Genomic DNA, 21568 nt, shown 5'->3' with positions numbered 1-21568 from the left:
CAACGGCGCGTGCCAATGGAGCCAAAGATGACCCCCGATCAATCCAGCAACGAGAGCAGCGACGTGGGCGACGTAGCCGCCGAACGCGTGCGCATTTTCGACACCACCCTGCGCGACGGCGAGCAGGCGCCCGGCTTTTCGATGGATCGCCGCGCGAAACTCCGCATGGCGCATGCGCTGGAAGCGCTCGGCGTGGACATCATCGAGGCGGGATTCCCCAGCGCTTCGCCGGATGATTTCGCCTCGGTCAACGAAATCGCCCGCGTGTTGCGCGGCCCGACGGTGTGCGGCCTCGCCCGCTGCAACGATGGCGACATCGACGCCTGCGGCCGCGCGCTGGAGCCGGCGCGTCATTCGCGCCTGCACCTGTTCCTCTCCACCAGCCCTCTGCATCGCGAGCACAAGCTCAACATGAGCAAACAGCAGGTGATCGATACGGCCTGCGCCGCCATCGAACGGGCGAGAAAGCTGGCGCACGAGGTGGAGTTCTCCGCCGAAGACGCCATGCGTACCGAACCGGAGTTCCTGGTCGAAGTATTCAGCGCCGCCGTTGCCGCGGGCGCCACCACGCTGAACGTGCCGGACACCGTGGGCTACACCACACCGGTGGAAATGGCCGAACGCATCACCTACCTGCGCCAGCATGTGCGCGGCGCCGACAAGGTGATCTTCTCCACGCACTGCCATGACGACCTGGGCATGGCGGTGGCCAACAGCCTCGCCGGTGTGGCCGCTGGCGCGCGTCAGGTGGAATGCACCATCAACGGTATCGGCGAACGCGCCGGCAATGCGTCGATGGAAGAAATCGTCATGGCGCTGCGAGTGCGCGGTGCTTACTTCGGCGTCGACACCGGCATCGATGCACGCAAGCTCTATCCCGCTTCGCGCCTGCTGACGCAGCTCACGGGGCAATCCGTGGCGCGCAACAAGGCCGTGGTCGGCGAGAACGCGTTCGCGCACGAGTCCGGCATTCACCAGCACGGCATGCTCAAGCATCGCGGCACCTACGAAATCATGCGTCCGCAGGATGTCGGCATGGGCGAAACGCGCCTGGTGCTGGGCAAGCATTCCGGCCGCCACGCGTTGCGCCAGCGCCTGCAGGGCCTGGGCCACGAGGTGGACGACGCCGCGATGGACAGCATCTTCACCCGCTTCAAGGTGCTGGCCGACAAGAAGCGTGAAGTGCATGACGAAGACCTGGAAGCCATCGCGCTGGGCATGGACCCGGAAGCGACCGGCCCCTGGCGCATCGTGCAGCTCAACACCAATTCGCACCTGGGCGGCAGCGCGTCCGCATCGGTGAAATTGACGCACGACAACGGCCACGAAGTGGGCGAAGCCGCCATTGGCGATGGCCCGGTGGACGCCGTGCTGCGCGCCATCGAACGCGCCACCGGCACCACGCTGGATGTCACGCAGTTCCAGGTGCGCGCCGTGAGCGAGGGCGGCGACGCGCAAGGCCAGGCCAACCTCACCGCGCGCCATGCCGAGCGCGACTGGCGTGGCCAGGGCATCTCCACCGACATCATCGAAGCGACCGCGCATGCCGCGCTCGCCATCGTCAACCGCATCGAACGACAACAACCCGTGCAACAACGGGCTGCGGTCGCGAGCCTGTGATCCAAGGAGTTATGTAATGACCACGCCATTCCTCTGGCACAACGGCCAGATCAAACCCTGGACCGAGGCCACGGTCCACGTCAGCACCCACGCGCTGCACTACGGTTCCTCGGTCTTCGAAGGCGAACGCGTCTACGCCACGCCGCAGGGCCCCGCCTATTTCCGCCTCGCCGACCACACGCGCCGCCTGTTCGAATCCGCGCGCGTCTACGAGATCGACGTCGGCTACACCGAAGACGAGATCAACGCCGCCTGTCACGAAGTGATCCGCGCCAACCGCATGAAGTCCGCCTACGTGCGTCCCATCGTGTTCCGCGGCGCGGGTGGCCTGGGCGTGCTGCCGAAAACGGATTCGCCGGTGGACGTGGCCATCATGGCGCTGGAATGGGGCGCTTATCTCGGCGATGCGATCGAGCACGGCGCCGACGTGTGCGTGTCCTCGTGGCATCGCCCCGCACCCAACACCATTCCCAGCTGGGCCAAGGCCGGCGGCAACTACCTCAGCAGCCAGCTGATCGCGCTTGAAGCGCGTCGCGGCGGCTACGCCGAAGGCATCGCGCTGGGCCACAACGGCCTGCTGAGCGAAGGCGCCGGCGAAACCCTGTTCCTGGTGAAGAACGGCAAGCTGCTCACGCCGCCGACGAGCGCGGGCATCCTGGCTGGCATCACGCGCGAATCCGTCATCACGCTCGCTGGCGAGCTCGGTATGGCGGTGGAAGAACGCGACCTGCCGCGCGAAGCGCTGTACACCGCCGACGAAATCTTCATGACCGGCACCGCGGCGGAAATCACGCCGGTGCGCGCGGTGGATCGCAAGCAGGTGGGCGCGGGTCGTCCGGGCGATGTCACCCGCGCGCTGCAGAAGGCGGTCTTCGGCTTGTTTGATGGCACCACCACTGACCAGTGGGGCTGGCTCACGCCCGTATCCGATGTGGTCATCCCTGACCACGAAGATCAAAAAGCGGCCATCCATGGCCGCACTCCTCACCAGCAGCCTGCTTCGTTGGGAGCCACGGCATGACCGCCAAGACCCTGTTCGAGAAAGTGTGGGATGCCCACGTCGTTGCTGCGGAATCCATCGACACGCCGGCGATTCTCTATATCGATCTGCACCTGGTGCACGAAGTCACCTCGCCGCAGGCCTTCAGCGAGCTGCGCGAACGCGGCCTGAAGCTGCGTCGCCCGGATCGCATGCTGGCCACGCTGGACCACTCCACCCCCACGCTGCCGCCGGGCACCGATGGCGAGCGTCCCTACGCCAACGCCGAGGCGAAAGCGCAGGTCTCGCAGCTGGAAACCAACTGCAGAGAGTTTGGCGTGGAACTGCATGGCTGGAACAGCAGCGACCGCGGCATCGTCCATGTGTTCGGCCCCGAACTGGGCGCGACGCAGCCTGGCATGACGATCGTGTGCGGCGACAGCCATACCTCCACACACGGCGCGTTCGGCGCACTGGCGTTCGGCATCGGCACCACGGAAGTGGGCCATGTGATGGCCACGCAGTGCCTGCTCCAGCGCAAGGCCAAGACGCTGGCGATCCATGTCGATGGCGACCTGCCTGCTGGCGTGGGCGCCAAGGATCTGATCCTGCACATCATCGGCGAGATCGGCGTGGACGGCGGCACTGGCTACGTCATCGAATATCGCGGCAAGGCCATCGAACAGCTGTCGATGGAAGAGCGCATGACGGTGTGCAACATGTCGATCGAAGCCGGCGCACGCGCTGGCTTGATCGCGCCGGACGAAACCACCTTCGCGTGGTTGAAGGGTCGTCCGCGCGCACCGCAGGGCGAGGCATGGGATGAAGCCGTTTCACGCTGGAAATCCTTGCGCACGGACGACGGCGCCGAGTACGACCGCGAAGTACGCATCGACGCTGGCAAGATCCGCCCCACCGTCACCTACGGCACGCATCCGGGCATGGCAATCGCCATGGACAAGCCGGTACCGGCCGCACGCAATCCGCAGGAAAAGCGCGCGCTCGACTACATGAAGGCCGAAGCGGGCAAGCCCATGCAGGGCACGCCGGTGGACGTGGTGTTCGTCGGCAGCTGCACTAATTCGCGACTGTCGGATCTGCGCGAGGCGGCGCATGTGCTGCGCGGTCGTCGCGTCGCCGATGGCGTGCGCATGCTGGTGGTGCCAGGCTCCGAAGCGGTGCGTCGCGACGCGGAGAGCGAAGGCCTGCATCACGTGTTCAAGGCTGCCGGTGCCGAGTGGCGCGAGCCGGGTTGCTCGATGTGCATCGCGATGAATGGCGATTTCGCGCAGCCGGGGCAGCTGGTGGTGAGCACCTCGAATCGCAATTTCGAAGGACGCCAAGGCAAGGGGGCGCGCACGGTGCTGGCGAGTCCGGCGACGGCGGCAGCCTCTGCCGTGGCGGGTCGCATCGCCGCCCGGCGTGAGACCAGGGAGCTGGGGCCGGCATGAAGCCCTAGGGTGTACTGCCGGTCCGCGCCGGGTCGGGGCCTCCGGAGCGGGCCCACGCTGGCCTCACTGCTTCTTCAAGCGACGCTTCGATAGGCGTGCCCGCAAGCACCCGCCCCTGACCCCAACCCTCTCCCCGGAGGGGAGAGGGAGTTAAGCGCTTCGCATCGTGTTGTCCTTCGGAGGTTCGTTACTGCGCCCCATCACCCGCCTCCACTCCCGCACTGCCGTGCTGCCGGACGAGAACATCGACACCGACCGCATCATCCCGGCGCGCTTCCTTACCACTACCGAGCGCGCTGGCCTGGGCAAGCTGTGCTTCAACGACTGGCGCTACCAGGCCGACGGCAGCGACACCCCGGCGTTCCCGCTCAACCAGCCGCAGGCGCGTGGATGCCACATCCTGGTCGCCGGTCGCAATTTCGGTTGCGGTTCCTCGCGCGAGCACGCGCCGTGGGCCCTGCTTGATTACGGCATCCAGGCGGTGCTGTGCAGCGAGATCGCGGACATCTTCCGCAACAACGCGCTGAAGAACGGCCTGCTCGCCATCGTGCTGGATGAAGCCGAGCACCGCTGGCTGATCGAACACCCGGGCATTGAGCTGTCCATCGACGTGAAGGAACAGGTGATCGCCCTGCCTGACGGCGGCCACATCCGCTTCCAGCTCGAACCGTTTGCCCGTCACTGCCTGCTCAACGGCGTCGACCAGCTGGGTTATCTCCAGCAACACATGCCATTGATTGATGCGTTCATCCATGAACGCGAAGGTCAAGAAGCGGCCATCCATGGCCGCACTCCTCAACAAGAGCCTCGCACCGCCGGAGTCACCCTATGAGAGCGCATATCGTCACCCTGCCCGGCGACGGCGTCGGCCCGGAAGTCACTGCTGCGGCCGTGGCCGTGCTCGATGCGGTCGCTGCGCATTACGATCATCACTTCCACTTCGAAGAACATCAGATCGGCGGTTGCGCCATCGATGCCACTGGCGAACCGTTGCCAAAAGCCTCGCTGGAAGCGTGCAAGGCCGCCGATGCGGTACTGCTTGGCGCAGTAGGCGGTCCGAAGTGGTCCGATCCGAACGCGCCGGTGCGCCCCGAACAGGGCCTGCTGGCACTGCGCGCGGCACTCGGCGTCTACGCCAACCTGCGTCCGCTGCAAGTGCATCCGGCGCTGGCCTCGCTGTCGCCGCTGAAGAACGAGAAGCTGAAGAACGTCGACGTGCTGTTCGTGCGCGAACTCACCGGAGGCGCCTACTTCGGCGCGAAGACGCGCACCATCGACACCGCCATCGACGAGTGCAAGTACACCGTTGCCGAAGTGGAACGCGTCACGCGTCGTGCCTTCGAACTCGCACGCGAGCGCCGCAAGCACGTCACGTCGGTCGACAAGGCCAACGTGCTGGAAACGTCGCGCCTGTGGCGCACCACGGTGCAGCGCATCGCGGCCGAATATCCGGACGTGAAGCTGGAGCACCAGCTGGTCGATTCCATGGCCATGCTGCTGCTGACGCAGCCGGGCAAGTACGACGTGGTGGTCACCGAAAACCTGTTCGGCGACATCCTCACCGACGAAGCCGCCGCGCTCGCCGGTTCGCTGGGCCTGCTGCCGTCAGCGTCGCTGGGTGAAGGCAAGGGTGGCCTGTACGAACCCATCCACGGTTCCGCGCCGGATATCGCTGGCCAGGGCGTGGCCAATCCCATCGGCGCCATTCTTTCCGCCGCCATGCTGTTGCGTCATTCGCTGGGCCTGGAAGAAGAAGCCAGCACCGTGGAAGCAGCCGTGGCCGAAGTGCTGGAGCGCGGCCCGCACACACGCGACATCGGTGGCAGCGCAGGTACCAAGGACGTGCTGGAAGCGGTGCTTGCCGCCGTCGACGAACACGCCTGCAACGCGGCGGCTTTTCTTCGCTGGGGGCGCGCATGCGGTTGAGTCCAGCCACACCCTCAGCCTCTCCTGCAACGTCATTCCCGCGTAGGCGGGAGGCGCTTTTCCAACAGCCGTATGGCTGGTCATCCAGTGCCTTTGCGCGGTCCGAAAGACGCTGGATCCCCGCCTACGCGGGGATGACGGTGTCTTTGAAAGCGTCCGCAAGTTTCATGTTCACTTCTTCACCGGAACCCACGCATGCGCAGTGACCTGATCAAGACCGGCCCCGACCGCGCACCGGCACGCGCCATGCTGCGCGCCACCGGCATGGACGACGAAGCCATCGCCAAGCCGCTCGTGGCCGTGGTGCACACGTGGTCGAACGTGAGCCCGTGCAACCTCAACCTGCGTGAGCTCGCCGAGCACGTGGCCGAAGGCATTCGCGCCGCCGGCGGCACGCCGGTGGAATTCAACACCATCGCAGTGACCGACGGCATTGCCATGGGCACGCCCGGCATGCGCGCGTCGCTGATCAGTCGCGAAGTGATCACCGACTCCATCGAGCTGGCCGTGGACGGTCACTGCCTGGATGCGATGGTGGTGCTGTGCGGCTGCGACAAGACCATTCCCGCCGCCGCGATGGCGATGGCGCGACTCAATATCCCGAGCGTGGCGCTGTACGGCGGCACGATTGCGCACGGCACGCACGACAACCACCCCATCACCATCCAGCAGGTGTTCGAAGCCGTCGGCGCGCATGGCGCGGGCAAGATCGGCGATGACGAACTCACCTCCGTGGAACGCGATGCCTGCCCGGGCGCAGGTGCCTGCGGCGGCCAGTTCACCGCCAACACCATGGCGATGGTGCTGACCACGCTCGGCTTGTCGCCGATGGGTTTCAACGACATTCCCGCCACGCATCCGGCCAAGGCCGCCGCCGCACGTCGCTGTGGCGAGCTGGTGATGGAGTGCTTCAGGGAGAACCGCACGCCGCGCGAGCTGCTGAGCGAAACCGCATTCCGCAACGCCGCGCGCATGGTCGCCGCCACGGCGGGTTCTACCAACGCGGTGTTGCATCTGCTCGCCATCGCGCGCGAAGCGGGCACGCGCTGGACGCTGGAGGATTTCGAACCGGCTTCCAGGCACACGCCCGTGATTGCCGATCTTCTGCCCGGTGGCCGTTACACCGCCGTGGAAATGTTCGGCGCCGGTGGCAGCGCGCGCGTGGCGCAGGAATTGATCGCCGCCGACATGCTCACCGACACGCCGACCGTCACCGGCCGCAGCCTGTTCGATGAAGCTGCCGCCGCACCCCGTGCGGAACACCAGGATGTCGTGCATCCGATCTCGCAGCCGCTGAAGCCGCGTGGTGGCTACTCCATCCTCTACGGCAACCTCGCGCCGGAAGGCTGCATCCTCAAGCTCGCCGGCAAGGGCGCCAGCCATTTCGAAGGCCGTGCGCGCGTGTTCGAAAGCGAGGAGCAGGCCTTCGCCGCCGTGCAGGGTGGGACCATCGAGAAGGGTGACGTCATCGTCATCCGCAACGAAGGTCCGGCCGGTGGCCCGGGCATGCGCGAAATGCTGGGCGTCACCGCCGCACTGATCGGCCGCGGCCTGGGCGACGACGTCGCGTTGATTACCGACGGCCGTTTCTCCGGCGCCACGCACGGCTACATGGTGGGCCATATCGCACCCGAAGCCGCACGTGGCGGCCCCATCGGCCTGTTGCACGAAGGCGACCGCATCCGCATCGATGCCGACACGCGCGAGATCAGCACCACCGCCGACCTCGCCCCGCGTCGCGCCGCCTGGCAGCCGCCAGCACCCAAGGTCACGCGCGGCGCGCTGGCCAAGTACGTCTCCCTGGTGGGCTCCGCTTCCGAAGGTGCCACCACGCAACCCATTGCAGCACGCAGTACATCCGCATCCCACGCTTCCACACACGTCAACGAAGACACGAACGCAGGAGTCACCGCATGAGCAACAACAACGACACGCTGGCCAACGCCCGCATCGCCGTCCTGGGCTTTGGCAGCCAGGGCCGCGCCCACGCACTCAACCTGCGCGACTCCGGTCTCGACGTCGTCGTCGGCCTGCGCAAGGGTGGCCCCTCGTGGGAGAAAGCCCGCGCCGAAGGCTTCAACGTCGCCGAACCGGGCGATGCGGTGAAGGACGCCGACCTGGTCGCCGTGCTCACGCCCGACATGGTGCAGGCCAAGCTGTACAAGGAAAGCATCGAGCCGAACATCAAGCCCGGTGCTGCGCTGCTGTTCGCGCACGGCTTCAACGTGCACTTCAAGCGGATCGAGCCGCGCACGGACATCGACGTGGTGCTGGTGGCGCCCAAGGGTCCGGGCGCGCTGGTGCGTCGCGAGTATGAAATCGGTCGTGGCGTGCCCAGCATCTGGGCCGTGCACCAGGACGTCAGCGGCAACGCCGAAGCCAAGGCCAAGGCGTATGCCGACGGTATCGGCGGCGGTCGCGCGCTGCTGATCAAGACCGACTTCAAGGAAGAGACCGAGACCGATCTGTTCGGCGAACAGGCCGTGCTGTGCGGTGGCGCCAGCTCGCTGGTACAGGCCGGCTTCGAAACGCTGGTGGAAGCCGGTTACCAGCCGGAAATCGCGTACTACGAAGTGCTGCACGAACTGAAGCTGATCGTGGACCTGTTCTACGAAGGCGGCATCACCCGCATGCTGGAGTTCATCTCCGAGACCGCGCAGTACGGCGACTACGTCAGCGGCCCGCGCATCATCGATGCGGCCACCAAGGAGCGCATGAAGGGCGTGCTCAAGGACATCCAGGACGGCACCTTCGCCAAGAACTGGATTGCCGAATACGAAGCCGGCCTGCCGAACTACAAGAAGTTCAAGCAGGCGGACCTGGAGCATCCGGTGGAACAGGTCGGCGCGAAGCTGCGCGAGCGCATGCCGTGGCTGCAGGCGAATGCGCCGAAGGCTGCTGCCGAGCCGTTGAAGAAAGTGGGTTAAGTATTTTGGCTCGTCATTCCTGCGAAAGCAGGAATCCAGTGTCTTTCAACGTGCAGGCTGGATCACAAAAGGCACTGGATCCCTGCTTTCGCAGGGATGACGAGCAGGAAAGGTTTCGCAAGCATCAAACGTTTTTGCTCGACTCGAGGGGTGCTCATCCCGCACGCATTACCCCTCCCTGGCCCTCCCCTGGTTTTCAGGGGAGGGGATTTTCCAACCGACATGCCGCTCGCCGACGTTTCGGCGATGCACCGGGAAAGCCGATCACCGTGAATATGCCTCTGCACCGCGCCATCGAAGATCGTGACGTGCCCACGCCACTGACGACACACCCTCTCGCCGGCCAGTCCATGAGCGGCGCAGAAGTGGTGGTGCAGGTATTGGCCGATGAAGGCGTCGATGTGCTGTTCGGTTATTCGGGCGGCGCGATCCTGCCCGTGTATGACGCGGTTTTCCGTTTCAACGCGACACATCTGTCGCCCTTGGGCGGCGAGCCGATGCCGCTGATCGTGCCCGCCAACGAGCAGGGTGCGGGCTTCATGGCCGCCGGTTACGCGCGTGCGTCCGGCAAAGTGGGCGTGGCCATCGTTACCTCCGGTCCGGGCGCCACCAACATGGTGACGCCGGTGCGCGACGCGATGTCCGATTCCGTGCCCATGGTGGTCATCTGCGGCCAGGTGCCCACCGCGGCGCTGGGCAGCGACGCGTTTCAGGAAGCGCCGGTCAGCAACATCATGAGCCCGTGCGCCAAGCACGTGTTCCTGCTCACTGATCCGTCGCGGCTGGAAGAGACGTTGCGCACCGCGTTCGAAATCGCCCGCAGCGGACGACCCGGCCCTGTCGTGGTCGACATCCCCAAGGACGTGCAGAACAGCGCACTCACGTTTGCCGGCGAAGGCACGCTGCCGATCCCCGGTTATCGCGCGCGCCAGCACGCCATCCAGAACGCTCGCGTGGACGACGCGCAATGCGCAGCTTTCTTCGACGCGCTGGCCAAGGCCAGGCGTCCGCTGATCTATGCGGGCGGCGGCATCATCGCGGGCGAGGCCTCTGCCACGCTGCGCGCTTTCGTCAAGCAATTCGGGCTGCCGGTGACCACCACGCTGATGGGTATCGGCGCGATGGACACCACCGAGCCGCTCGCGCTGCACATGCTGGGCATGCACGGTACGGCGCACGCCAACTATGCCGTGGAAGATTGCGACTTCCTGCTGGCACTGGGCGCGCGCTTCGATGATCGCGTGGCCAGCGTGCCCGACAAGTTCGCGCCGCACGCACGCTTCATCGCGCAGATCGACATCGACCCTGCCGAGATCGGCAAGGTGAAGTCCGTGCACTGGCATCATCACGGCGATCTCGACGCCACCTTGTCGCGGCTGCACCAGTACGGCCTGCGTCACGGACTGAATTTCTCAGCGGAAGGCCGTTACGCGAACTGGCATGCCCATATCGCCGCGCTCAAGCGCGACCACGGCCTGAATTACGATCGCGACAGTACGCTGATCCAGCCGCAGGCGGTGATCGAAGCCATCAACCAGCACACGCAAGGTCGCGCGGTGATCAGCACCGGCGTCGGCCAGCACCAGATGTGGGCTGCGCAATATTTCGATTTCCGCGAACCGCGCCATTGGCTCACCTCCGGCTCCATGGGAACCATGGGTTTCGGCTTGCCGGCGGCCATTGGCGCGCAGTTCGCGCGGCGCGATGCGGTGGTCATCGACATCGATGGCGATGCCAGTATCCGCATGAATCTCGGCGAGCTGGAAACCGTCACCACCTATCACTTGCCCGTGAAGGTGGTGGTGCTCAACAACATTGGCGACGGCATGGTGCGCCAATGGCAGAAGCTGTTCTTCCGCGGGCGGTTTGCCTCGTCGGACAAGAGCCTGCACAAGAAGGATTTCATCAAGGCCGCGCAGGCCGATGGCTTCGAGTGGGCCCAGCGGCTGGAAGACAAGGCCAAGCTCGCGGACACCATCGCCGATTTTCTTGCCTTCGATGGTCCGGCGTTCCTCGAAGTGATGATCGATCCGGATGCCGGCGTGTATCCCATGGTGGGGCCGGGTTCGACGTATGCGCAGATGATCACGGGGGATTTCATTCCCTCGCGCGTGGCGCAGGAAACGTCGGGAGATGCGACGAGCGACATGTTCTGACGCTCGCCATCCCCGTGGAGAGTTCAAAGCTCGTCATCCCGGCGAAGGCCGGGATCCAGTGCCGATGGTGTCAGGTGGTCGCGACTGGATTCCGGCCTGCGCCGGAATGACGGATAGGTAGGGACTACGGAGTGGCCATGAAACACACGCTTTCCATTCTTCTGCAAAACGAATCCGGCGCCTTGATGCGCGTCGCCGGCATGTTCGCCGCACGTCACTGCAACATCGACTCGCTCACCGTGGCCGCCACGGAAGATCCCGCCGTCTCGCAGCTCACGCTGGTGATGGAAGGTGCGGATGATACGGTGGAGCAGATCATCAAGCAGACCCGCAAGCTGGTGGACGTGATCGACGTGACCCATCCCGCCGCCCTGCCATGAACGCTCTTGCTGCCCGCAGCGTGTCGGACGCATCGCCAAGCGGACATGACCTGCTGCGCATGACCGTGGGTGCGCGTGTCTATGACGTCGCACGCGAGACCTCGCTCGAAGCAGCACCGTTGCTTTCCGCGCGACTCGGGCAACCCGTGTTGCTCAAGCGGGAAGACCAGCAGCCGGTGTTCTCGTTCAAGCTCCGCGGCGCTTACAACCGCATGGCACAGCTTGGCGAAGCCGAACGCGCGCGCGGCGTCATTGCCGCTTCCGCAGGCAACCACGCGCAGGGTGTTGCCCTTGCGGCAGCCCGGCTTGGCGTTCGTGCGGTAATCGTGATGCCCGTAACGGCGCCGCAGGTGAAAGTAGATGCCGTGCGCCGCTTTGGCGGTACGCACGTGGAAGTGGTGCTGGCCGGCGATTCGTACAGCGACGCCCAGGCAACAGCGGCCCGGCTGCAGGCCGAACACGGCTACACCTTTGTGCACCCCTTCGACGATGCGGCTGTTATCGCCGGCCAGGCGACGGTGGGCATGGAGATCCTGCGCCAGCATCCCGGACCGCTGCATGCCATCTTCGTACCGGTGGGTGGCGGCGGCCTGCTGGCAGGCATCGCCGCCTACGTGAAAGCGCTGCGCCCCGAGATCAAGGTCATCGGCGTGCAGACCTGCGATTCCGATGCCATGGCGCAATCGCTGGATGCCGGCGCGCCGGTGACACTGTCCGAAGTGGGCCTGTTTGCCGACGGCACCGCGGTGAAACGCGTGGGCGACCTGACCTTCGATCTGTGCCAGCGCTACGCCGATGGCATGGTGCGCGTGGATACCGACGCCATCTGTGCAGCCATTCGCGATGTATTCCACGAGACGCGCAGCGTGCCCGAGCCGGCAGGCGCGCTCGCGCTGGCGGGTCTCAAGCAGTACATCGCAACGCATGATGCGTCGGCGCAGCCGATGGTGGCGGTGGTGTCCGGCGCCAATCTCAATTTCGACCGGCTGCGGTTTGTGGCCGAGCGTGCCGAAGTGGGTGAGCAGCGCGAGGCGGTGTTCGCGGTCACCATTCCCGAGGAGCGCGGCAGCTTCCGGCGTTTTTGCGCGGCGCTCGATCAGCGCAGCATCACTGAATTCAACTACCGCATCGGCAGCGCCAGCGAAGCGCACATCTTCGTGGGCGTGCAGACCACGCACCGGGACGAACGCCAGACGTTGATCGACGCCTTCCGCGCCCATGGCTTTGGCGTGCTCGACCTCACCGACGACGAACTGGCCAAGTTGCACCTGCGCCACATGATCGGCGGCAGCTCACCACTGGCTTGCGACGAGCTGCTCTACCGCTTCGAGTTTCCGGAGCGGCCCGGTGCGCTGACGCGCTTCCTGGGCCACATGCATCCGGACTGGAACATCAGCCTGTTCCACTACCGCAACCAGGGTGCGGATTACGGGCGGATTCTTGTCGGTATCCAGGTGCCGGCGGATGAGCGGGCGTTGTTCCAGGCCTTCCTGGATACGCTGGGTTATCCGTTCCGGGATGAGAGCGAGAATCCGGCGTATCGCTTGTTGCTGCGGTAAGGCGAGTCCCGTCGCGCACAAGTGCGCTCCTACAGAAACGAGACCTTGTAGGAGCGCACTTGTGCGCGACAGCGGTCTACGATTCCATCACTTCCAGCTCGAACACATGGTTGTCGTAATCGCTGAAATACAGCGCCGTGTCTTCGCGGGCCATCTGGTAATCCAGCGCCAGCTCGTCCATGCGGCGCGCGCATTCGAGCTGTTCCTGCTTGGTCACCGCGAAGGCGATGTGATCGCCATTGCGTGACACCGGCCCCTGCCCGCGGATCAGGGCGAACTCCAGGCCACCCACGGAGACGATGACCTCGGGGTGCGCGTGGTCCGGGTCTTCTTCCTGCACGATACGCGCGTCGTCGAACACGCCCGTGAGCAGGTGTGCGGTGCGGGTGGGGTGGGCGACGATCAGGGCGATGTGACTGAGGGCCTTGGGCATCGGCGTGATTCCATGCGGGTAGACCGCGAGTTTAGGCCCCTTTGTGACGGTGTTGCGACACGGCGCGCAGGGGAAACAGGTCATCCGTCACGCCACCCATGACGATGGCCCACGTTAAACTGGGCAAATGGCTCCCACTTCACGCAAGCGCCAGCGGCGCAACCTGCCGACCACCAGTGCCCCGCGTCCGCGCCCCGGCGTGGCGCCGAAAACCGCGCGCACGGCGCAGCCGGCGGACAGTTCCACGCGCGCCACGCGAGTGCTGGACTGGCTGCTGCAGAAGCTGCCCGAGGCCTATCGCAGCAAGGCGCGCGACTACCTGGTGCTGACCCGCATGGATCGCCCCATCGGCGCGCTGCTGTTGCTGTGGCCGACGTGGTGGGCGCTGTGGCTGGCGGCATCGGACTTCCCGCCGGTGAAGATGCTGGTGATCTTTACACTGGGCGTGTTTTCCATGCGTGCTGCCGGCTGCGCCATCAACGATTACGCCGACCGCAAGCTGGACCCGCAAGTGGAGCGCACCGCGGGCCGACCCATCGCCGCCGGGCGCGTGACGCCGCGCGAGGCGCTGATCGTGTTTGCCAGCCTGCTGGTGTTCTCGTTCATCCTGGTGCTGTTCACCAACAAGCTGACCATCGAGATGTCGTTCGCGGGCGCCGCCCTGGCCGCCATCTACCCGTTCACCAAGCGCTACACGCATCTGCCGCAGGTGGTGCTGGGCGCGGCGTTCGGCTGGTCCATCCCCATGGCGTTCGCCGCGGTGATGAACACCGTGCCGCCGGTGGGCTGGTTGCTGTTCATCGCCAACATCATCTGGTCGGTGGTTTACGACACCCAATACGCGCTGGTGGACCGCGACGAGGACATCAAGGCGGGCGCCAAGTCCACGGCCATCCTGTTTGGCGATGCCGATCTGCCGATCCTGGGCATTCTGATGGCCACGTTCCTGCTGGCCATGCTGTTCGTGGGCCAGCGCGCCTCGCTGGGCTGGCCCTACTGGCTGAGCCTGCTGGCCGCTGCCGGCCTGTTCGGGTGGCAGCTGTGGCGCATTCGCACGCACGACCGCGCCGCCTGCCTGTGGGCCTTCCGCAACAACAACTGGCTGGGCATGGCGGTGTGGATCGGCATCGTGCTGGCGTTGGCGTTCAGGTAAAGCCCAAACACGGCATCCCCTTTGTAGGAGCGCACTTGTGCGCGACCACTCGCCTTCGGCTAGTACGACCTGGCAGGAACCGGTCGCGCACCAGTGCGCTCCTACATAAAGACGGGTTTTCCACGTCGCGTAGAAATTCCCTCCGCTACCCTGTCGATTCCCGGCAAGGTCGTTCGTCGTGTGCATGAAGGCCGCCTTTCTACGGCCCACGACACCGACAAGGAGTGATACCCATGCGATTCGTAGCCATGGTCCGCGCCACGCGGGCTTCCGAGGCCGGCGAGATGCCGAGCGAGAAGATGCTCACCGACATGCTCCGCTTCAACGAAGAGCTGGTGAAGGCCGGCGTGATGCTGGCCGGCGAAGGCCTGCACCCCAGCAGCAACGGCGCACGCATCCGCTACGAAGGCGACACGCGCACCGTCATTGATGGACCATTTGCCGAAACCAAGGAACTCATCGCCGGATTCTGGCTGTTGCAGGTGGGCTCGCTGGAAGAGGCCATCGAATGGATGAAGCGCTGCCCCAATCCCTTCGAGGAAGGGGCTTCGGAGATCGAGATTCGCCGCGTGTTCGACGCCGACGATTTCGGCGAGCAGTTCACGCCGGAGCTGCGCGAACAGGAAGCACAGCAGCGGGCCACGTTGGGCGAACACCACTGAACATCACGGGAGACCGCGACATGCTTGTCCAGGCTTATCTCTTCTTCGATGGCCGCTGCGAGGAGGCCCTCGCCTTCTACGGCAAGGCCGTGAACGCGCAGGTGCAAACGCTGATCCGCTTCAAGGACAATCCCGAACAGCCGGGCGACCAGGCCGCCGGCCCTCGTCCGCCGAACGGTGAAAAGATCATGCATGCGTCGTTCAAGGTCGGCGAGTCACTGGTGAATGCTTCCGATGGCGAATGCGGTGGCCAGCCGGATTTCCGCGGCTTTTCGCTGGTGCTCAACGCCAAGGATGACGCCGAGGCGACCAAACACTTCAACGCGCTGCTGGAAGACGGTGGATCGGTGGCCATGCCGCTGTCGAAGACGTTCTTCGCCTCCAGCTTCGGCATGTTGCGCGACCGCTTTGGCGTGCACTGGATGGTGATGTCGCCTCCGTGAGGCAACGCGGCGGTGCTGCGCATGAACTTGCGCGGCATCGGGCGTGGTGTTGTCATCGACGGCCATGACGGCCACCGACCACATCCATCGCACCATTGACGCGGTCTGGCGCATCGAGGCGCCGCGACTGATCGCCGGGCTTGCCCGCATCGTGCGCGACGTGGGCCTGGCGGAAGAGCTGGCCCAGGACGCGCTGGTCACGGCGCTGGAGCAATGGCCGCAGACGGGTGTGCCGCGCAATCCCGGTGCGTGGCTGATGACCACGGCCAAGCATCGGGCGATTGACCAGATGCGCCGCCACGCCCTGCATCGACGCAAGGAAGACCAGCTCACGCGCGAGATCGAGGATCAGCTTGAACAATCCGTGGGAGACCCGGATGCCATGCTCGATAATCCGGTCGGTGACGATCTGCTCAGCCTGATATTCACGGCATGCCATCCGGTGTTGTCCACCGAGGCGCGCGTGGCGCTCACGCTGCGCCTGCTGGGTGGCCTGACCACGGTGGAGATTGCGCGCGCCTTCCTGGTGCCGGAGCCCACCGTCGCGCAACGCATCGTGCGTGCGAAGCGTGCGCTCAGCGACGCCAGGGTGCCATTCGAAGTGCCGCGTGGCGACGAGTTGTCGGTGCGCCTGGCGTCGGTGCTCGAAGTCGTCTACCTGATCTTCAACGAAGGATACGCCGCCACGTCCGGCCGCGACTGGATGCGTCCGCAACTGTGCGACGAGGCGATGCGCCTGGGCCGGGTGCTCGCGGGGCTCGCACCGGCCGAACCGGAAGTGCATGGTCTAGTAGCGCTGATGGAAATCCAGGCGTCGCGCACCGCGGCACGGCAAGGGCCGAATGGCGAGCCGATCCTGTTGAACGACCAGAACCGCGCACGATGGGACCAGTTGCTGATACGTCGCGGGCTTGCGTCGTTGCAACGCGCGGAGCAACTGGGCGGAGGCGAACGACCGTATACGTTGCAGGCCGCCATTGCCGCCTGCCACGCACGCGCCCACACGGCACAGGAAACCGACTGGCCACGCATCGCCGCGCTTTACGACACGCTGGCCCGACGCATGCCATCGCCGGTGGTGGCGCTCAACCGCGCCGTGGCGCATGCGCAAGCCTTTGGCCCGGACGTGGGTTTGTCGCTGGTGGACGAACTTCGTGAAGAGCCTCTGCTCCGTCACTATCACCTGTTGCCCAGCGTGCGCGGCGAGCTGCTGGTCAGGTTGGGGCGTCATGGCGAGGCGCGCGAGGAATTCGAGCGTGCCGCCGCCATGACGCGCAACGAACGCGAGCGCGAACTGCTGTTGCGCCGCGCCGTAGACAGCAGCCGCGCGTGAATGGCGTCAGCGGATGGCGTGCGGCGGGAACTGCATGATCACGGCAAGTATGGCGAGATAGCCAAGGCCCGCCAGCAGCAGGCTCACCAGCACCACGAACACCAGTCGCGCGATGCCCCTGGCGGCCCACCATGCCCTGTTCATGTCAGGACTTGCACAGCATGCTGGCGCGATACGCATCCAGGCTGGGCACCACACCGTACATGCACTCGACGAAGGCGTTGCGCTCGTACCACATCACTTCCATGTCCCACAGGCAGAACGAGTAGCGCGACATGTCCTCGACCCAGCCGGAGGCATCTTCCGCAGCCACCGCGATGAACATCTCGTTGTCGTTGCCCCACCAGCCAAGCACGAGATAGCGAGCATTGGCACCCTCGTGGAAGATCGCAAACGCCGGCGTGCTGCGCCACGCTATCGGCCGCACCTGCTTCATGGCCTGCAGGCGTGGCAGGTAATGCGAGACATCCACCGCTTTTCCCGGCGCCGAAATGGCGTACACCTTGATGCCGTCGGGGTCGGTGTCGCGCGGCAGATTCACGATGGGTCGTGGGCGATACATGGGCGCTCCTTGCGGCTCTTGGCGAGTGCGATTGCACCACGACCAGCCAGCCGTTTAAATGGCCGGCATGCCCACCGCACGCATCGTCTCGCGGGTCAGGCCGCCACGTTGCAAAGAACCGTTGTTCCCCTGTCCGTCCATCGTGAAGGAGCAAGGCATGGAACGTTCGCACCACGCATCGTCGGCCGTACTGGCTGACGGTGATATCGGATCACGCAGCACCATCGACGCTTTCGCGCTGCCGCAGACCCGCATTTCGCAGCAGTTTTTCGCACTCTGCATGATCGGCCTGGGCGTGCTCGGTTTCATCTACGGCGACGTCGCCCTGGTCTGGCAGCATCTGCCCATCGAGCACATGCCGGGCGCCACGGCCATTGCCTATGTCTTCGCGCTGATCGAGCTTGCCTGCGGCGTGGGCCTGCTGTTGAGGGCATGGGCGAAGGCGGCATCTGCGCTGCTTACGGTTTTCCTGCTGGCATGGGTGGTGCTGTTGAAACTGCCTGCCGTCGTGGTGGTGCCGACAATGGAGGCCACGTGGCTTGGGTTTGGCGAGATTGCGGTGATGCTCGCTGGCGCCTGGGTGCTGTCTGCTCTTCACATCGGTGAACGGAACGACTGGCTTCGCCGCGTTACCGGCCTTCACGGCGTGCGTGCGGCGCGCGTGCTGTTCGCGTTGTCGTTGCCCATGATCGGTTTGGCGCACTTCTTCTACAGCGCACAGACCGAAGCGCTGGTGCCGGCGTGGCTGCCGTTCCGCCTGGGTTGGGTGTATTTCACGGGCGCGTGCAGCATCGTCGCCTGTCTGGCGGTGCTGTTCGGTGTCCTGGCACCGCTCGCTGCGCGACTGGAGGCGGCCATGTTGTGGATCATCACCTTGCTCGTCTGGGGGCCCGCCATCGCGGCGAACCCAAGCGACCGCACCGCGTGGACGGCACTGGTGATTTCCGCGGCCATCGCGTGCGGCGCCTGGGTGGTGGGCGATTCGTATCGCGCGACGCGTTATGCGGGAGCGGTTGATTCATAGGCGTGCACGGCATCGAGCACGCGTGCCGAGTAAACCAGCGCCGCGCCAGCATTCATCGCCACGGCCACGCCAAGTGCTTCGGCGATTTCCTCGTGCGTGGCCCCCTGCTTCAGCGCTTCGGCCGTGTGCACGGTGATGCAACCATCGCAGCGCGTTGTTACCGCTACCGCGAGCGAAATGAGTTCACGCGTCTTCGCGTTCAGGTGACCGGTCTTGCTTCCGGCATTGCTCAGCGTCTGATATCCAGCGACAGTATCCGGGCTCAGCTTGCCGATCATGCCGATGCGATTCATCAGCTGCTTGCGGTATTCAGGCCAGTTCAGCATGGGGCGTCTCCTGATGATGGGATCGCACCCGCCCCTGTCCAGGCACGACCCTTCGATGCTGCGCTTCATGCCGCATCAACGTGAATACCACGATGGTTCGAGGCCCGACGGCCCATCTTTTGCAGGACAGTGACTGCTGCCGCGCCCTGCCAAGGTCGGGCTTGGTATGAACGACGTGTTCTGTTCGAATCTGACGCGTATGCGCAGAAGGTGACTGAGGAAAGAAACGATGCATCAACCTGGTTTTGAAGGCGCCCTGTTCACATCCATCGGCCTGTCTCCCCTCGCGACCATCGTGACCAATCCGCGTTTGCCGGATAACCCCATCGTGTGCGTGAACGCTGCGTTCTGCGCGCTCACGGGTTACGGGGAACGTGAAGTTCTGGGCCGTAACTGCCGTTTTTTGCAGGGCAACGGCACTGAGCCCGAGCAACGCTCCCTGTTGCGCGACGCCATTGCGAAAGGGAAACCGGTGCTGATGGTGCTCAGCAATTACCGCAAGGACGGCACGCTGTTCCGCAATGCGGTGATGATCGCGCCGCTGTTCGGTGCCGACGGTTCCATCGAATATTTCATCGGCTCGCAGATGGACGTGACCGACGCGCCCGAACGCGCGCAGACCCTGCGCATTTCCCATGCTTCCGCCCTGGTGGACAGCCTGACGCCACGGCAAAAACAGGTGCTCGAACACATGTCGCGCGGCCTGCGCAACAAGCAGATCGGCGAGTTGCTGGGCATCGAGGAAAAGACCGTGAAGATGCACCGCGCCAGCCTGCTCAAGCGTCTTGGCGCCCACAGCAGCGCGGACGCCATCCGCATCGCCATCGAGGCGCGCAGCCCCCGCTGACGCCGTCGCAACCGGGTATGCCCCAAAGGTCCTATTGCCCGCCGCGCAGGGGACCGATAGAAAAGCCACGGGGAATCTCGTATTCCGCGCAATTCATGCCGCGAGTGGCGATGGCTGCCTGGCATGACAGCGCTCGACATTCCACGTCGCCACCGAGCCATACAAGGTGGCCTGCCGCGTCCCTGATCCAACGGAGTCGTGCAGCTCATGTGGCGGGAACTGGAAGGCTCCAGCAATCGCAGCCTGCCTGACGAAGGCAGCATGGAAAGCCGCGCGTGCTTTCTCGTGGATGCCTCGTTTCCCCCGCGCGCCGTCGAATTGCTGCGCTCGGCTGGCGCCCAGGTGCGCACTTCGTCGGATACAGGCCTGGTTGGCCAAACGGACGACGCCCATGCGGCGTATGCCTTCGACCGCAAGCTGTCGCTGCTCACCTGCAACCCGGGATTTCTCGACTCCCACCGATTTCCGCCGCAACACGGGCCGGCCATCTTCGTGTTTCATTTCGGCAGCGGCTCGCTGAACGACATGCGCCGCGCCATGCGATGCCTGGCACCGGTGCTGGGAAGCAAGCGATTCGCCGCCACCAGCCGGGTGGAAGCCACGTGCAACAGCTGGACCGAACACCACCAGCGCGCGGACGGCACGCAGCTGCAGCGCAACCGCCGCCTGTGGCGGGGCAAGATGCAGGAATGGGTGGACGACGGCTGCGACGGGGAACCGGGCTACGGCACGTAGCCGTTCCGCGTCCGAGAGAAGCCTAGCCTCCCGGCCGCGGCGCCCGCGCCAGCGCCCAGACATCCACGCGCTGCACGCCGGCGCGTTTCAGCTGCCGCGTGCATTCGGCAAGGGTGGCACCCGTTGTCATCACGTCGTCGAGCAGGGCCACATGCGCGGGCCAGCTCTCTCGGCTGTCTGCCATGAATGCACCGCGCACGTTGCGACGGCGCCCCGGTGCACCGAGTTCGGTCTGGGCCGAGGTGGCGCGCACGCGTGTCAGCGCACTCATGTCCCAGCGCACGCCAAAGTGGCGCGACAGCGCTTTCGCCAGCTCGGCGACCTGGTTATAGCCGCGCTCGCGCAGGCGCCCGGCATGCAGGGGCACCGGCACGATGCACGCTGGCAGCGCAGACGGCGGCGGCTCGCGCAACCATAGCGCCGACAACACGCGACCCGAGGCCAGATCGGCGCTGAACTTGAAACGCGATTCCAGGCGATCCAGCGGCCACGCATAGCGGAACGGCACCCAGGCGGCATCCCACGGCGGCGCCCGTCGCTGGCATTGGCCGCACTGCGCCGCCGGCTCGGGCAGAGGCAAGGCGCATCGTGCACAGCAGATGCGGTTGCGTGGCAGCTCGTGGGCGCAATCGCGGCACAGATCCCGTCCTTCGTCGCCCGCTGCTCCACAAAGCAGGCAGCGGAACGGAAGCACGAAACGTTGCAGCGCCCCTGCCAGGGGTCGCAAGAAGGCGGGCGCATCCATGCGCGGTGCGGATCAGGCTTTACGCTTGAACAGCGCGGCGTCAAGGATCGACCACAGGTGGATGATCCAGCCCAGCCAGACGATCCACAGGATCGCCGCCAGCACGAACATCACCAGGGCAATCCAGAAACGGCCTTGCACCAGCTGGCCCAGGCCGGGGATGAAAAAACTGCAGATGGCAGCAAGCACGTTGCCCGAACTGCCTTGTCCTTCACTCATGCCAGCCACTCCCTCCCGATGGATGGGCTGATGGTAGCGGCAGCCATACGTCGGCGCATCGTCAACTGATACATGCCGTCGTAAGTTG

General features: G+C 65.3%; 23 protein-coding genes. 17 read left to right on the top strand and 6 right to left on the bottom strand.

Annotated features, from left to right (window positions below; genetic code table 11):
• Positions 1 to 27 precede the first annotated feature (27 nt).
• From DK366_RS14475 to ilvA, 10 genes are all read left to right on the top strand, one after another.
• Positions 28 to 1620 carry a 2-isopropylmalate synthase gene (locus DK366_RS14475; protein WP_109126263.1) on the top strand — a complete coding sequence of 531 codons (1593 nt, stop codon included), beginning with the start codon at positions 28 to 30 and terminating at the stop codon, positions 1618 to 1620.
• Between the two features lie 16 nt (positions 1621 to 1636).
• The gene (locus DK366_RS14470) at positions 1637 to 2641 is read left to right on the top strand and encodes a branched-chain amino acid transaminase (RefSeq protein ID WP_109126262.1); all 1005 of its coding nucleotides are present in this window, start codon (positions 1637 to 1639) and stop codon (positions 2639 to 2641) included.
• The gene (leuC, locus tag DK366_RS14465; RefSeq protein WP_109126261.1) at positions 2638 to 4050 is read left to right on the top strand and encodes a 3-isopropylmalate dehydratase large subunit; all 1413 of its coding nucleotides are present in this window, start codon (positions 2638 to 2640) and stop codon (positions 4048 to 4050) included. Before DK366_RS14470 ends, leuC begins: the two co-directional genes overlap by 4 nt.
• Positions 4051 to 4240: 190 nt before the next feature.
• Positions 4241 to 4882: a 3-isopropylmalate dehydratase small subunit gene (gene leuD / locus DK366_RS14460; protein WP_109126311.1), complete on the top strand. Its 642-nt coding sequence runs from the start codon at positions 4241 to 4243 to the stop codon at positions 4880 to 4882.
• Positions 4879 to 5976 carry a 3-isopropylmalate dehydrogenase gene (gene leuB, locus DK366_RS14455; protein ID WP_109126260.1) on the top strand — a complete coding sequence of 366 codons (1098 nt, stop codon included), beginning with the start codon at positions 4879 to 4881 and terminating at the stop codon, positions 5974 to 5976. Before leuD ends, leuB begins: the two co-directional genes overlap by 4 nt.
• A gap of 195 nt (positions 5977 to 6171) precedes the next feature.
• Positions 6172 to 7893 carry a dihydroxy-acid dehydratase gene (ilvD, locus tag DK366_RS14450; protein ID WP_109126259.1) on the top strand — a complete coding sequence of 574 codons (1722 nt, stop codon included), beginning with the start codon at positions 6172 to 6174 and terminating at the stop codon, positions 7891 to 7893.
• Positions 7890 to 8903: a ketol-acid reductoisomerase gene (gene ilvC, locus DK366_RS14445; protein ID WP_109126258.1), complete on the top strand. Its 1014-nt coding sequence runs from the start codon at positions 7890 to 7892 to the stop codon at positions 8901 to 8903. Before ilvD ends, ilvC begins: the two co-directional genes overlap by 4 nt.
• Before the next feature lie 275 nt (positions 8904 to 9178).
• The gene (gene ilvB / locus DK366_RS14440; protein WP_109126257.1) at positions 9179 to 11059 is read left to right on the top strand and encodes a biosynthetic-type acetolactate synthase large subunit; all 1881 of its coding nucleotides are present in this window, start codon (positions 9179 to 9181) and stop codon (positions 11057 to 11059) included.
• A gap of 137 nt (positions 11060 to 11196) precedes the next feature.
• Positions 11197 to 11439 (top strand): acetolactate synthase small subunit, encoded by a 243-nt coding sequence (gene ilvN, locus DK366_RS14435; RefSeq protein ID WP_109126256.1) that lies wholly within the window; start codon positions 11197 to 11199, stop codon positions 11437 to 11439.
• Positions 11436 to 12998 carry a threonine ammonia-lyase, biosynthetic gene (gene ilvA, locus DK366_RS14430; protein WP_109126255.1) on the top strand — a complete coding sequence of 521 codons (1563 nt, stop codon included), beginning with the start codon at positions 11436 to 11438 and terminating at the stop codon, positions 12996 to 12998. Before ilvN ends, ilvA begins: the two co-directional genes overlap by 4 nt.
• Positions 12999 to 13074: 76 nt before the next feature.
• Here ilvA and DK366_RS14425 read toward each other — a convergent pair whose 3' ends face one another.
• Positions 13075 to 13431: a hypothetical protein gene (locus DK366_RS14425; RefSeq protein WP_109126254.1), complete on the bottom strand. Its 357-nt coding sequence runs from the start codon at positions 13429 to 13431 to the stop codon at positions 13075 to 13077.
• Positions 13432 to 13558: 127 nt separating this feature from the next.
• Here DK366_RS14425 and ubiA point away from each other — a divergent pair, with 127 nt between their 5' ends.
• The 4 genes from ubiA to DK366_RS14405 all read left to right on the top strand — a co-directional run bounded on the left by ubiA (position 13559) and on the right by DK366_RS14405 (position 17022).
• Positions 13559 to 14584 (top strand): 4-hydroxybenzoate octaprenyltransferase, encoded by a 1026-nt coding sequence (gene ubiA, locus DK366_RS14420; protein WP_232821059.1) that lies wholly within the window; start codon positions 13559 to 13561, stop codon positions 14582 to 14584.
• 233 nt (positions 14585 to 14817) lie between these two features.
• Positions 14818 to 15246, top strand: coding sequence for a YciI family protein (locus tag DK366_RS14415; RefSeq protein WP_109126253.1), 429 nt, complete (start codon positions 14818 to 14820; stop codon positions 15244 to 15246).
• Positions 15247 to 15266: 20 nt separating this feature from the next.
• Positions 15267 to 15689 carry a glyoxalase/bleomycin resistance/extradiol dioxygenase family protein gene (locus tag DK366_RS14410; protein WP_109126252.1) on the top strand — a complete coding sequence of 141 codons (423 nt, stop codon included), beginning with the start codon at positions 15267 to 15269 and terminating at the stop codon, positions 15687 to 15689.
• A gap of 64 nt (positions 15690 to 15753) precedes the next feature.
• A complete protein-coding gene (locus DK366_RS14405) occupies positions 15754 to 17022 on the top strand; it encodes an RNA polymerase sigma factor (RefSeq protein ID WP_109126309.1) in 1269 nt (422 codons plus the stop codon).
• 6 nt (positions 17023 to 17028) lie between these two features.
• Here the strand turns inward: DK366_RS14405 and DK366_RS21260 are convergent, their stop codons facing one another.
• Together DK366_RS21260 and DK366_RS14400 are read right to left on the bottom strand one after the other, a co-directional pair.
• Complete coding sequence (locus DK366_RS21260; protein ID WP_157956550.1) at positions 17029 to 17166, bottom strand: hypothetical protein; 138 nt, start codon at positions 17164 to 17166, stop codon at positions 17029 to 17031.
• A gap of 1 nt (position 17167) precedes the next feature.
• The gene (locus tag DK366_RS14400) at positions 17168 to 17584 is read right to left on the bottom strand and encodes a hypothetical protein (RefSeq protein ID WP_109126251.1); all 417 of its coding nucleotides are present in this window, start codon (positions 17582 to 17584) and stop codon (positions 17168 to 17170) included.
• A 157-nt stretch (positions 17585 to 17741) separates the two neighbouring features.
• Between DK366_RS14400 and DK366_RS14395 the strand changes: the two genes are divergently transcribed.
• Positions 17742 to 18608, top strand: coding sequence for a hypothetical protein (locus DK366_RS14395; protein ID WP_198651562.1), 867 nt, complete (start codon positions 17742 to 17744; stop codon positions 18606 to 18608).
• Here DK366_RS14395 and DK366_RS14390 read toward each other — a convergent pair.
• Positions 18584 to 18934 (bottom strand): carboxymuconolactone decarboxylase family protein, encoded by a 351-nt coding sequence (locus DK366_RS14390; protein WP_109126250.1) that lies wholly within the window; start codon positions 18932 to 18934, stop codon positions 18584 to 18586. The two genes, DK366_RS14395 and DK366_RS14390, sit on opposite strands and share 25 nt — an antisense overlap.
• Before the next feature lie 229 nt (positions 18935 to 19163).
• Between DK366_RS14390 and DK366_RS14385 the strand changes: the two genes are divergently transcribed.
• Together DK366_RS14385 and DK366_RS14380 are read left to right on the top strand one after the other, a co-directional pair.
• Positions 19164 to 19781 (top strand): LuxR C-terminal-related transcriptional regulator, encoded by a 618-nt coding sequence (locus DK366_RS14385; protein ID WP_109126249.1) that lies wholly within the window; start codon positions 19164 to 19166, stop codon positions 19779 to 19781.
• A 207-nt stretch (positions 19782 to 19988) separates the two neighbouring features.
• Positions 19989 to 20516 (top strand): DUF5615 family PIN-like protein, encoded by a 528-nt coding sequence (locus tag DK366_RS14380; RefSeq protein WP_109126248.1) that lies wholly within the window; start codon positions 19989 to 19991, stop codon positions 20514 to 20516.
• 22 nt (positions 20517 to 20538) lie between these two features.
• Here DK366_RS14380 and DK366_RS14375 read toward each other — a convergent pair whose 3' ends face one another.
• Positions 20539 to 21261 carry a ComF family protein gene (locus tag DK366_RS14375; protein WP_109126247.1) on the bottom strand — a complete coding sequence of 241 codons (723 nt, stop codon included), beginning with the start codon at positions 21259 to 21261 and terminating at the stop codon, positions 20539 to 20541.
• Between the two features lie 12 nt (positions 21262 to 21273).
• Positions 21274 to 21480, bottom strand: coding sequence for a hypothetical protein (locus DK366_RS14370; RefSeq protein ID WP_109126246.1), 207 nt, complete (start codon positions 21478 to 21480; stop codon positions 21274 to 21276).
• Positions 21481 to 21568: the final 88 nt, after the last annotated feature.

The sequence above is a fragment of the Dyella sp. C11 genome (assembly GCF_003121485.1).
Lineage (GTDB): Bacteria > Pseudomonadota > Gammaproteobacteria > Xanthomonadales > Rhodanobacteraceae > Dyella.
The sequence above is the reverse complement of the archived record's forward strand: the minus strand, read 5'-3'. Positions and strand labels throughout refer to the sequence as shown.